This is a genomic window from Paramesorhizobium deserti (assembly GCF_001558695.1).
Classification (GTDB): domain Bacteria; phylum Pseudomonadota; class Alphaproteobacteria; order Rhizobiales; family Rhizobiaceae; genus Paramesorhizobium; species Paramesorhizobium deserti.
Genome location: NZ_LNTU01000001.1, coordinates 1,468,064 through 1,479,410 on the forward strand (window position 1 = coordinate 1,468,064; position 11,347 = coordinate 1,479,410).

At 61.9% G+C, this 11,347-nt stretch carries 11 protein-coding genes and 1 pseudogene; 1 reads left to right on the forward strand and 11 read right to left on the reverse strand.

Annotated features, from left to right (window positions below):
- Window positions 1-58: 58 nt before the first annotated feature.
- On the forward strand, window positions 59-1,051 hold the full coding sequence (locus tag ATN84_RS07015; protein ID WP_153020112.1) for a LysR family transcriptional regulator: 993 nt from the start codon (window positions 59-61) through the stop codon (window positions 1,049-1,051).
- A gap of 7 nt (window positions 1,052-1,058) precedes the next feature.
- Here ATN84_RS07015 and ATN84_RS07020 read toward each other — a convergent pair.
- From ATN84_RS07020 to trbB, 11 genes and pseudogenes are all read right to left on the reverse strand, one after another.
- A pseudogene (locus ATN84_RS07020) lies at window positions 1,059-1,290 on the reverse strand (DUF2274 domain-containing protein).
- Window positions 1,287-2,513 (reverse strand): TraB/TrbI/VirB10 family type IV secretion system protein, encoded by a 1,227-nt coding sequence (locus ATN84_RS07025; RefSeq protein ID WP_068880776.1) that lies wholly within the window; start codon window positions 2,511-2,513, stop codon window positions 1,287-1,289. The pseudogene ATN84_RS07020 and the gene ATN84_RS07025 overlap by 4 nt, the downstream one beginning before the upstream one ends.
- Window positions 2,510-3,511, reverse strand: coding sequence for a P-type conjugative transfer protein TrbG (gene trbG, locus ATN84_RS07030; RefSeq protein ID WP_082766111.1), 1,002 nt, complete (start codon window positions 3,509-3,511; stop codon window positions 2,510-2,512). Before trbG ends, ATN84_RS07025 begins: the two co-directional genes overlap by 4 nt.
- Before the next feature lie 38 nt (window positions 3,512-3,549).
- Window positions 3,550-4,239 (reverse strand): conjugal transfer protein TrbF, encoded by a 690-nt coding sequence (gene trbF / locus ATN84_RS07035; RefSeq protein WP_068880778.1) that lies wholly within the window; start codon window positions 4,237-4,239, stop codon window positions 3,550-3,552.
- A complete protein-coding gene (gene trbL, locus ATN84_RS07040) occupies window positions 4,236-5,633 on the reverse strand; it encodes a P-type conjugative transfer protein TrbL (protein WP_068880779.1) in 1,398 nt (465 codons plus the stop codon). Before trbL ends, trbF begins: the two co-directional genes overlap by 4 nt.
- Window positions 5,626-5,931 (reverse strand): putative entry exclusion protein TrbK-alt, encoded by a 306-nt coding sequence (trbK-alt, locus tag ATN84_RS07045; protein ID WP_068880780.1) that lies wholly within the window; start codon window positions 5,929-5,931, stop codon window positions 5,626-5,628. The genes trbL and trbK-alt overlap by 8 nt, the downstream gene beginning before the upstream one ends.
- A 13-nt stretch (window positions 5,932-5,944) precedes the next feature.
- Window positions 5,945-6,730 carry a P-type conjugative transfer protein TrbJ gene (gene trbJ, locus ATN84_RS07050; protein ID WP_068880781.1) on the reverse strand — a complete coding sequence of 262 codons (786 nt, stop codon included), beginning with the start codon at window positions 6,728-6,730 and terminating at the stop codon, window positions 5,945-5,947.
- On the reverse strand, window positions 6,727-9,282 hold the full coding sequence (trbE, locus tag ATN84_RS07055) for a conjugal transfer protein TrbE (RefSeq protein WP_068880782.1): 2,556 nt from the start codon (window positions 9,280-9,282) through the stop codon (window positions 6,727-6,729). Before trbE ends, trbJ begins: the two co-directional genes overlap by 4 nt.
- 13 nt (window positions 9,283-9,295) lie before the next feature.
- Window positions 9,296-9,577, reverse strand: a complete 282-nt coding sequence (locus ATN84_RS07060; protein ID WP_068880783.1) for a VirB3 family type IV secretion system protein — start codon at window positions 9,575-9,577, stop codon at window positions 9,296-9,298.
- On the reverse strand, window positions 9,574-9,930 hold the full coding sequence (locus ATN84_RS07065) for a TrbC/VirB2 family type IV secretion system protein (protein WP_068880784.1): 357 nt from the start codon (window positions 9,928-9,930) through the stop codon (window positions 9,574-9,576). The genes ATN84_RS07060 and ATN84_RS07065 overlap by 4 nt, the downstream gene beginning before the upstream one ends.
- Window positions 9,927-10,904: a P-type conjugative transfer ATPase TrbB gene (gene trbB, locus ATN84_RS07070; protein ID WP_153020113.1), complete on the reverse strand. Its 978-nt coding sequence runs from the start codon at window positions 10,902-10,904 to the stop codon at window positions 9,927-9,929. The genes ATN84_RS07065 and trbB overlap by 4 nt, the downstream gene beginning before the upstream one ends.
- Window positions 10,905-11,347 lie beyond the last annotated feature (443 nt).

The window sequence follows — 11,347 nt, forward strand, 5'->3', positions numbered from 1 at the left end:
CTCGTTTCAGATCTCGCCAAATAGCGCAATCATACGGAGAGGGGTCATTGAGAGGACATTGGAACAGGAATGGTTTGGCGCTTCCATTCTATTTTGGAGGTGGGATGGATCAGTCAGCTTCAATGTTGAGGGGAGTGCCGTGCTGAACTACGTCCAGCTATTGCAGCTTCGCCAGGCCCTGATCGCCGCGGAGGAGGGGAGCTTCATTCGTGCTGGCAGGAGACTGAATACGCATTATTCCCAGGTCAGCCGAAGAATCCGGGCATTGGAAGACTCTGTCGGCATCACGATATTCCGCCGCAACGGTAACGGGGTGACACCGACTCCGGAAGGCGCCGATTTCCTTCAGGGCGTTCGCCGCGTGATTGCCGATCTCGAAAGCGTCCTCACTTTGGCCGACACGGCGCGCCGCGGAGCGAACGGAAGCCTTTCCATCGGCCTCTATGTGTCCATGCTGGAAGGTGAACTCTGCGATATTGTCCGACAGTTCATTGGCCTTCACCCCGAGATCGCCCTGCAATTTCTGGAAGCGCCGCGATCGGAATTGTCGGTTGCACTAAACAATCACGCAATCGACGTGAAAATTTCGACATCCCAAGCCAGTGCGGGCGATTCCAGCCTGCCGCTCTGGCGCGAGCGTATCCTTGCGGCGCTGCGCGCCGATCATCCTCTTGCGGATAAATCGGTTATCGCGTGGCAGGACCTTGCGATGGAACGGATCATTCTTCGTCGCCATGAACCGGGCAATGAGTTACGCGACCTGCTGCGCGCGAATATCGGCGCCCATGAAAGCCGGATTGTCCATCATGACGTAGGCCGGGATTCCCTGCTTGGGCTTGTCCGTAGAGGTGACGGAATTGCACTTGTCTATGAGGCGGATGCCGGCATCGGCCATCCTGATATAGTCTACCGGGAAATCCGCGGTAACGAGCGTTCCACGCGGGTCCGTTACCTTGCGCATTGGCGTTCCGACAATACGAATCCGGCATTGAAGAGCTTTCTCGGTCTGCTTCGCGAGCGTTATGTCGCGGTGGCTCACAATAGACCTTGAAGGCGTTTCACAGCCCGGCTCCTTCAGATCTCCTGGCTTTGGAAAAGCCTTTATCGGCCGCCATGAATCGCCGGAGCATCGGCGATGAGCTTGGACGGATCAGGCGATGTCGTGTCACCAGCGGTTTTGGCAAGGATGGCGGCATAGGCTTGCAGGTCGCGAAACACCTCCGCTGGAAGCTCGACGGTGATTTTTACTGGCTTGTCGTCCGGAATTGCTGAGAGCTTCAGCTTCGTCATATACGCTCCTTGGCCGTGCCCCACGGCTGTATTGCTAAATCCCGCTGAACAATCACGCGCACCGGAAAACCCGGCCTGATGGTAAGTGTCGGCTGAATGGTGAGCTGGCGGCGCACGATCTGCTGGCCGATGTCGGAAGCCGTATCCTGCGCGCTTTCGCGGATCGCCTTGGCGATTTCATTCTCGTCATTGCTGGAACCGATTTCCGTGCCGATGCCAAGTAGCGTGGATAGGGCAGCGGCTTTGAACAGTTGGCCCCAATGGTAGTCGACACCGTCCTCAAGACCGGAGAAGCCTTGGGGATCGCCACCCTGAAGGCGTTCTAGCACAATTGATGTGCCGTCCGGCATGATAAGCCGGTTCCAGACCAGGAGAACGCGAGACTGGCCGAACGCGACCTGGCTGTCGTACTGGCCGATCAGGCGGGAACCTTGCGGGATCAGCAGATGGTTTCCGGTCGGGCTGTCATAGACGTGTTCCGTGACCTGCGCGATAATCTGGCCGGGAAGATCGGATTTGATGCCGGTAATCAGTGCGGCGGCAATGACGGTTCCGGCCTGCACAACGTAGGGTGACGTCTTCTCCTGCACGCGGCCGGCGCTGACGGTGCGCCGGTCAGCCTCGGCGTTGACGAATGCCAGCTTGCGGTCCTGCATGTTCTGCGCCGAACCGGAATCGAGCGGCGAGGTTTCGGCGCGAAGAGGGCCCCCGGTCGCCGGATCAACGCCGGAGCCTGTCGGCAACATCGCGGATGCAACCTCGTGATTGCCCGTTGTCCTCTCTCCCCGGCTGTCGGTGAACAGCTTTGCCAGCCGCGCCGCTTCGATCTCAGCAAGGCGGCGCTGTTCTTCCGGATCGATGCGGGGCGTCTGGATATTCGGCGCGGCAACCGGCTTGCCCTGTTCCCGCGCCCGTAGGATCGGGCGGCCAAGATCGCCCGGAAGGGCAGGCCCGAGTCTCGGGATATTGGTGTAGTCCTTCGGCAGACCAGCCAGCCCATCGGCAGGCGTCTTATTATCGACGTTGTAGAGTTCCGTCGCGGACTGGCTGCCGCGCCTACTGGTGTCGAGCGCCCAGAACAGAGCGCCTGCAATGACGATGCCCGCCACGCCGCCGGCACCGATCAGGACTTTCCGTGAAAGCCGCGTGACACGCGGCGGTTCTGGCCGCAGGCGCAATTGCGCGGCAATGTCCGTTTCCGGTGATTTCGTCGTCCCGTTCATCGGTTGCTGCTCCGCGAGAAGAGAGCCGTCCGTTTCGCCGCCACCGGCCGGCCATCGGTGCGGACGATGCGAACACGCTTCTGCGTGTCCTTGTCGCCAAGGCGCAGTTCCGCGGCCGCGAACAGGCGGTCCACGACATAGTAGTTCTGGCGGGCGCGATAGTTCACCAGTTCGGAATTGCCCGATCCGCCGATGACAAAGAGCGGCGGCATTTCGCCCTGCCCGATGCCGGATGGAAACTCGATATAGACCTTGCTTCCATCATCGAAGGCCCGCAGCGGCCGCCACGGCGTGCTGTCACCCTCGATCCTGTACCGGAAGTTCAGCTTCGAGATGTCCACGCCGCTGGCAACAGGCTGAAGCTCCGCCGCCCACGCGTTCTGGCGGCGCAGCGCAATGAGCTGGTCGGCTGGATATTGCCATGAGACGGATGCCATGTAGGTGCTTTCCGTCGAGCGCAGTTCCAGGTGATAGGTGCGCCTGTCGGTGTTGATGACAAGGTTGGTCTGGAGATCCGGCCGCGTCGGTTTCACGAGGATATGGACCTGTTTAGTGGTACCCGTCCCGCTCTCGGTGTCGCCGATGATCCAGCGCGCCGTGTCGCCGGCCGCGACTGGGCCGGAGCCGACCAGGGTTTCTCCGGGCTGAAGCGCGATATCCGTCACCTGACCGGGCGCGGCATAGACCTGATAGAGCGCGCCGACGGCGAAGGGATAAACCTGCACGGCGTTGATGAAACCGTTGCGGATCGGCTGCATTCGGGCCGCCTCGTTGGCGGCGCTGATCCGCGCCTTCGGGTCGGCCGCTTCGGCGGTCTTCTTGCTGCCATCGGCCGGCTTCAACTGTCCGGGCAGCGGAAGCGTTTTGGGAACCTCGACCACCTTGACCGGCGCAACCGGATCGGTTGTCCGTATGGCCGGAGCCGCGTCGTCATAGTCGATTTCCGGTGGGATATATTTCTTCGCGCAACCGGCAAACGCGGTTGCCGATACCAGCATTACCGCCAGCACGAATGCTCTTTTCCTGTCTGCCCCTCTCACTGTCCCATCTCCTTTGACCAGTTGATTGCGTTGACGAACACGCCAAGCGGATTGGCGCGGAGTTTTTCAGCGGTGCGTGGCGGCTGGATCACGACGGTCAAGATGGCCGTCCAGCGTTCGGTGCCGGAAAGCTGGCCCTTCTCGTAGGTGCGCTCCACCCATGCAACGCGGAACGAATCCGGAGAGGCGCGAATGACGCTGGAAATCTCCACCGAGATTTGCGTCTTGCCGACTTTCGTGAACGGGTCGTTCGCCCGCGCAAAATCGTTGAGCGCGATCGCACCGCGATCCGTGGTAAACTCGTAGGCGCGAAGCCAGTTCTGCCGGACGATCACAGCGTCAGCCGGAATGCCGCGAACCTGTTCGATGAAACGGGCCAGATGCCAGGCGATCTGCGGATCGGTCGGCCGATAGTCGGCCACGGCGGAGGCCACGGCCTGTGCCTCGCCGAAGCGGTCGATCTGCACTACCCACGGAACCACGGTGCCGCGCGTGGACTGCCAGACGAGGGCAGAAGCGAATCCGGCCGTAAGGATCAGCGATCCGAAAGCCATGAGCCGCCAGTTCCTCGCCTGCACGCGGGCCGAACCGATCCGTTCGTCCCATGCCTGTCCGGCGCGCTGATAGGGTGTTTCGGGTTCGGGCGTGCGGGCATAGCGCACGGAAGGACGCTTGAAGATATTCATGTGCGATCATCCTGATTGAGGGAAACGGACATTGAACCGCCGCCGTAATCGCCGGAACGGACCGTGTGGGCGGCAGTGCTGACGCCATGGTTGATGGTGCTGTTGCGCTTCATCCGCTGCGCCCAGTCGGGCGCTGATGCGGATTGCGGAGAACTATTGGAGCCGGAAACGACCCTTGAGTATTGGGCCCTGGCATGGTTCGGATCATTGGCCGCGGCGCCGCAGCCGCCCGGATCGACCTCGTTCTTGCCGCCGGTAGCCTTCCATGCAGCGGCCTGACCGGAACGGTAGCTGGAGTGCAAGGATTCACCGGCGCGAGACGCCGCATCCCTGCCCTTGTTCATGGCAAGGCCGGTACCGGCCTGTGCGATCGCCGCGAAACCGGCAGCACCGCCGCCGGTCCCGGTCGATCCCGCCGAAGCATCGCCGAGACCGTAAGCGGTCCTGACGCCGCCGGCCAAGGCAGCACCACCACGGGCGGCTCCGCCGGCCCCGCTTACAGCGGCACCCAAACCGGCCTTTCCAGCCATGAAACCGGCAGCACCGATACCGGCGACGGCAAGGCCGGTCCCGACCGCCGCACCCGCGCCGAGCTGCGGCGCACCGGAGACAAGGCCGGTGGCCATGCCAGTGCCGAAGATCGACAGGCCCATGAGTGAGAGCGCGCCGAGCACCAGCGACAGAGCTTCGCTGATTGTCGGCTGTTCGGAAAAGCCGGCGGTGAACTCGCTGAAGAGGCCGGAGCCGATGCCGACAATCACGGCGAGAACCAGAATCTTGACGCCGGAGGCGACAATGTTGCCGAGCACCTTTTCGGCGAGGAACGACGTCTTGTTGAACAGTGCGAAGGGGATCAGCACGAAACCCGCAAGCGTCGTCAGCTTGAACTCTATCAGCGTCACGAAAATCTGGATCGCCAGGACAAAGAAGGCGATCAGCACAACGATCCATGCCACCAGCAACACGAATATCTGGATGAAGTTCTCGAAGAAGGAAATGTAGCCGGTCAGTTCGCCCACGGCGGTCAGGATCGGTTCGCCGGCGTCAAGGCCGACCTGCGCCACGCGGCCGGGCTGCAACAGTTCCGATCCCGACAGGCTGGAACCGCCAGCCTTCAGGCCAAGCCCGCTGAAAGACTCGAATACAATCTTTGCCAGGTTGTTGAAGTTGCCGATGATGAAGGAGAAGAAGCCGATATAGAGGGTCTTCTTCACGAGCCGCTGGATAATGTCCTCGTCGGCGCCCCACGCCCAGAACAGGCCGGCGAGCACAATGTCGATGACGATCAGCGTTGAAGTCAGGAACGCAACCTCACCGGACAGGAGGCCGAAGCCAGTGTCGATATAGCTGGTGAACGTCTCAAGGAAACGATCGATCACGCCGACATTATTCATGCCCAGCCTCCACGCTCGCCCTGGGCGGCGTCGGCCGATCCGGCCTGTTGAACTGGAAGAAGCGGTGGCGGTTCTCCGCCCATGCCTTGTGGCAGGCGGCGTCTGCGCGTGCCGCAGCGCCCAGGTCACGGCAACGAATGAGCTCGCTTCTGCTGGCGGGGTCGCCGCCCGGACGCGCGATGCGGGGGGCTCGCACATCGAACCTGTCTTCATCGTCATGCAGGGCCGTGATGGCGGCGGTCAGCCCCGCGCCGATGGCGAAGACGGCAATCATCCGGGCGGCGATCTTCAGGTCCATCGTCTGAAGCTCCTCAATCGTGGAACATGCGGACGCTCGACGACGAATAGGCAGTGCCGCTCATGAAGCGCGAGAACTGCTCGCGGGCCTGTTCCTGTGCCGCGGCCTGCCGTGCCTGTTCGAGCGCGCTGGCGCGACCCTGGGCTGCCAGCATGGCGGTGAGGTCGGAAATCTGCCTGGCCTGTACGGCGAGAAGCTGGTTGCCGGCTTGCGTCGCCTGAAGCACGCCGACTGAAGACTGGCTGGCGCTGACAAGCTCGCTGGTCTGTGCTCTCGTGCCTTCGATATTGCCGACTGCGACGGCGCCGACCTTCAGGGAATGCTCGAGGGCGGAAACGGACTGCTGCCAGCGCTGTTGCGCCGAAGAGACCAGTTGCGATGCGGTACGGTCACTGGTCGCGAAATCGCGATAGCTGGCGTTGAACTGTGTCTCGATAGTCTGGACATTGTAGGCGAGCTGGTCGGCCTCATCGAGAAGCGACTTCATTTCGGAGAAATTGCCTTCGATCTTCGACAGGAGCGAAGTCGGTAGACTGGTCAGGTTCTTGGCCTGGTTGATGAGCATCTGCGCCTCGTTGGCGAGAGACGTCACCTGATTGTTGATCTGCTCCAGCGCGCGGGCGGCGGAAAGCAGGTTCTGGGAGTAGTTCGTCGGGTCATAGACGATCTTCCACGCCAGCGCCGGAGCCGCCCCGAACGGGATGACGACCAGCGGCAGGGTGACGGGAAGCAGGATCGCGGAAGCACTCACGGCGCAGGCCAGAACGCGAGTATACGGGGAACGGGCGCTATTCCTCATAGCGGAAACTCCTCTTCGGGTGACGGATCGTTTGCGGCAGGGTCATTGCCCGCCCATGCAGGACCGTCCTCATTGGCGCTGGCCGGACGGGTTGTACCAGCCGTGCTGGTCGCACTGGCGGTGACGTTGGTGAGGTCGGGAATGAGATCGGCCGCCCAGCGCAGGCCGTTGGCCTCAAGCCACGCTTCGAGGAAATACGGCCTCGCGCCGTCCTTCATGAGTGCGTCGATCAGCGCATGGGCGGTCTTGTCGGATGCGGCGCAAAGCGTGAGCGCGATAGAACCAAGGCCAAGCTCGAACAGGCGGTTGCCGCGCCGGGACTGGCAGTAATAATCCCGCTTCGGCGTGGCACGGGCGATAATCTCGATCTGTCTGTCGTTGAGGCCGAACTGGCGATAGACGGCGGCGATCTGCGGTTCGACGGCCCGTTCGTTGGCGAGGAAGATGCGGGTTGGGCAGCTTTCGACGATCACCGGCGCGATCGGTGAAGCTTCGATGTCGGCGAGCGATTGCGAGGAAAAGATGACGGAGACGTTTTTCTTGCGCAGTGTCTTCAGCCATTCCTTGATCTTTACCGCGAAACCACCATCGTCCAGAGCGCGCCAGCCTTCATCGATAATGAGGAGGTCTGGGCGACCGCCGAAGCGGGATTCGATCCGGTGAAACAGATAGGAGAGCACTGCCGGGGCCGCTCCGGTTCCGACCAGCCCTTCGGTCTCGAAGGCTTGTACCGACGCGGAACCGAGCCATTCCATCTCCGCGTCGAGCAGATGGCCATAAGGACCGCCGATGCAGTAGGGGCGAAGCGCCTGCTTGAGGCTGTTTGATTGCAGCAATGCGGCAAGGCCGGAAATGGTCCGTTCCACGACCGGCGTGGAAGCAAGAGATGTGAGCGCCGTCCAGAGATGTTCCTTGACGTCGGGCGTGATCTCCACGCCTTCGCGGGCGAGAATATCAACCAGCCAGTCAGCCGCCCATGCCCGTTCCGGTGTGTCGTGAATTCCGGCCAGCGGCTGGAGCGACACAGTGTTGAGGAGCGCCGTGTCGCCGGTGAGCGCGCCGCCCAAATCCTGCCAGTCGCCGCCCATGGCCAGTGTTGCGGCCCTGATGCTGCCGCCGAAGTCGAAGGCGAAGACCTGGCTGCGCTCATAGCGCCGGAACTGTAAGGCCATGAGGCAGAGCAACACGCTCTTGCCCGCACCTGTCGGGCCGACAATCATCGTATGGCCGACGTCGCCGACATGCAGCGAGAAGCGGAACGGTGTCGCGCCATCGGTCCTGGCGTAGAACAGCGGCGGGGCGCCGAGATGCTCGTCCATCTCCGGACCTGCCCATACTGCGGATAACGGCATCATATGGGCGAGGTTCAGGGTCGAAATCGGCGGTTGCCGGACATTGGCATAGACATGGCCGGGAATGCTGCCCATCCATGCCTCGATGGCGTTGACCGTCTCGACGATGGCCGTGAAGTCTCGGGACTGGATGACCTTTTCCGCGAGGCGGAGCTTTTCGTCGGCAATACGGGGATCGGCGTCCCAGACCGTGACGGTAGCCGTGACGTAAGCCTCGCCTACCTGATCGGAGCCGAGATCCTGCAAGGCCGCATCGGCGTCCGCCGCCTTGTTGGCCGCGTCCGAATCCAGAAGAACGGATTGCTCGTTGGTCAAGACTTCCTTGAGGATTGCGGCGACCGACTTGCGCTTGGCGAACCATTGCCGCCTAATCTTCGTTACCAGCCGGGTCGCGTCGGTCTTGTCGAGCATGATCGCCCGCGTGGACCAACGGTACATGAAGGCCAGACGATTGAGGTCGTCGAGAATGCCGGGAAATGTGACGGTCGGGAAACCGATCACGGTCAGCGTGCGAAGATGGAACTCGCCCAGCCTTGGCTCCAAACCGCCAGCCAAAGGCAGATCGGCCAAAAGCGCGTCGAGGTGCATCGGCGTTTCGGGAACCCGGACACGATGGCGTTTCGTGGAAATGGTCGAATGGAGATAGGTCAGCGTCTCGCCGTCATCGAGCCACGCCGCCTCCGGCATAAAACCTTCGACCAGATGCAATACCCTGCCAGTACGGTCGATGAAGCCCTTGAGCAATTCCCACGGATCGAGACCGGAATGTTCGCGGCCCTCGTAAAGCCAGCCTTCCATCCGCGAGCTTTCTTCGGCGGGCGGCAGCCAGACGAAGGTGAGATAATAGCTGCTTTCGTAGAGCAACCCGGATTCTTCAAACTGTTCCCGGCGTTCCACGTCCAGCAGGGCCGATGCGGAATCGGCAAACAGGCTTGTCGGATATTCGGTCGCGGGATTGCGCTGCGCTTCCACGAAGATCGCCCAACCGGAACCGAGACGGCGTAGCGCGCCATTGAGCCGCGCCGTGGTGCCGATCAGTTCGGAAGGCGTGGCGCTGTCGAGATCGGGACCACGGAAACGGGCCGTGCGCTGGAAACTGCCGTCCTTGTTCAGAACGATGCCGGGTGCAATCAGTGCCGCCCAGGGCAGGAAGTCGGCAAGGCCGGCATTCTTCTTTCGGTATTCGGAGAGATTGAGCATCGCCGGTCGCCCCTTACACGCCCATGTGCGCCGGATAGCGCAGGTGACGGCGACCGACGTCTACGAATTGCGTGTCACGCCGTGCGGCCCAGACGGCGCCAAAATGGCCGATGGCCCAGATCACCAGCCCGGCGATCCAGAGGCGAAGACCAAGGCCAACCGCCCCAGCGAGCGTGCCGTTGGCGATGGCGGTGGCACGGGGAGCGCCGCCGAGCAATATCTGCTCGGTCAGTGCCCGGCGGACCGGTGCGAAGAAGCCACGCACCTCATCCCGTTCGGCAGGGAAGACCGTCATGCGATCAGCGCTCCGCCGCCAAACGAGAAGAAAGACAGAAAGAAGCTCGACGCCGCGAAAGCGATGCTCAAGCCGAAGACGATCTGGATCAGCCTGCGAAAACCGCCCGACGTATCGCCGAAGGCCAGAGCAAGGCCGGTGGCGATGATGATGATGACGGCGACGATCTTGGCAACCGGGCCTTCGATGCTCTCCAGAATCTGTTGCAGCGGTTCTTCCCAAGGCATCGAGGAGCCGGAAGCGTGAGCAGGTGCCGCCATCAGCGATGTGACGGACGCGAGCGCTGTCGCGTGCGCAAGTCGGGTGCGGAAACGGCGAGGGATGGAAGGTATGGACAGGGCAAGCGTGTTCATGCGTCTTCTCCTTTCGGGGGCGGTTGACGATCAGAAGGAGGTTGAGCTGAAAGGGTGCGGTAGTCGCCGGTGACGGGATCGATTCCGTCCATGAGGGCGATTTCGGAAAGGCGGCGGGCTGAGCTGCGGCCGGAGAGAACGGCGATCACGTCGATGGTGTCGGCGATCAGCGCACGCGGGACCGTAATCACGACTTCCTGCACGAGCTGTTCAAGCCGACGCAACGCGCCGATAGCGGTATTGGCGTGGATCGTGCCGATCCCGCCGGGATGGCCGGTACCCCATGCCTTCAGGAGATCGAGGGCTTCCGCGCCGCGTACCTCGCCGACCGGGATGCGGTCGGGCCGCAGACGTAGCGACGACTTCACCAGATCGGAGAGCGAGGCCACGCCGTCCCTGGTCCGCATGGCAACCAGGTTGGGTGCGGCACATCGCAGTTCCCGCGTGTCCTCGATCAACACCACGCGGTCGGCGGTCTTGGCGACTTCGGCCAGCAGCGCGTTGGTGAGCGTGGTCTTGCCGGTGGACGTGCCACCGGCGACCAGAATATTTTTCCGCTTTTCGACAGCGATGCGCAGAACGTCAGCTTGCGCCTGAGTCATGATGCCGGCGGTGACGTAATCGGAGAGCGTGAAGATAGCCGCGGCCGGCTTACGGATGGCGAAGGCGGCCGCCGTGACGACAGGCGGCAGGAGACCTTCAAACCGCTCGCCCGTTTCGGGAAGCTCGGCTGAAACGCGAGGACTGCCCGCATGGACTTCCGCGCCGACATGATGGGCGACCAGCCGGACGATCCGTTCGCCGTCCTCCGGCAATAGTGTATCGCCGGTATCGGCAATACCGTCCTTCAGCCGATCCACCCACAGGCGGCCGTCCGGGTTCAGCATCACCTCGACAATGGCGGGGTCTTCGAGGTGGCGAACGATCGAAGGTCCAAGCGCCGTGCGCAGCATCCGCACGCTGCGAGAGATCATGTCTCGGTCATGATGGTGATGGTGTGTCACGATGGTCCCCGTTTCTCGCGGCGAAACCATTCGTGTCGCCAACGGGGATGATTAAAAAAGGCAGGAAACCAGCCTTTACAACAAGCTAAGTAAGCCCTTCGTACTCCGACCTACAAAGACAGGCGATTTTCGGTTTTGTGTGTAGGATAGAGACGCTTCAGGAGCCAGAAACGTGTTGTTTTCTGAAGCAGCGGGGCACTTTCATGTGAAAAGAAATACGGGCTTGATGATGTGGACGGCCTCCCATCAAAGCCATCTGGAACGAGCCAAATAGATGACTGAAGCGGCTTATCGCAGGATTTTGCACAATGACCGCGACAGCCCGCAAGTCGCGCTTCAGCATGAACTCGCACTAGCGCTCGTGGACAAAGGTTGACTGCGGAATCCAATTTTGATTCAAGGCTGCCATTTGG

What these genes read in the sequence shown, in the direction of transcription:
- trbB (WP_153020113.1), bottom strand. Translation starts at nt 10,904, where the DNA reads ATGATCTCTCGCAGCGTGCGGATGCTGCGCACGGCGCTTGGACCTTCG.
- trbL (WP_068880779.1), bottom strand. Translation starts at nt 5,633, where the DNA reads ATGAATAATGTCGGCGTGATCGATCGTTTCCTTGAGACGTTCACCAGC.
- ATN84_RS07025 (WP_068880776.1), bottom strand. Translation starts at nt 2,513, where the DNA reads ATGAACGGGACGACGAAATCACCGGAAACGGACATTGCCGCGCAATTG.
- ATN84_RS07065 (WP_068880784.1), bottom strand. Translation starts at nt 9,930, where the DNA reads ATGAACACGCTTGCCCTGTCCATACCTTCCATCCCTCGCCGTTTCCGC.
- trbK-alt (WP_068880780.1), bottom strand. Translation starts at nt 5,931, where the DNA reads ATGGACCTGAAGATCGCCGCCCGGATGATTGCCGTCTTCGCCATCGGC.
- ATN84_RS07060 (WP_068880783.1), bottom strand. Translation starts at nt 9,577, where the DNA reads ATGACGGTCTTCCCTGCCGAACGGGATGAGGTGCGTGGCTTCTTCGCA.
- trbG (WP_082766111.1), bottom strand. Translation starts at nt 3,511, where the DNA reads ATGCTGGTATCGGCAACCGCGTTTGCCGGTTGCGCGAAGAAATATATC.
- trbF (WP_068880778.1), bottom strand. Translation starts at nt 4,239, where the DNA reads ATGAATATCTTCAAGCGTCCTTCCGTGCGCTATGCCCGCACGCCCGAA.
- trbE (WP_068880782.1), bottom strand. Translation starts at nt 9,282, where the DNA reads ATGCTCAATCTCTCCGAATACCGAAAGAAGAATGCCGGCCTTGCCGAC.
- trbJ (WP_068880781.1), bottom strand. Translation starts at nt 6,730, where the DNA reads ATGAGGAATAGCGCCCGTTCCCCGTATACTCGCGTTCTGGCCTGCGCC.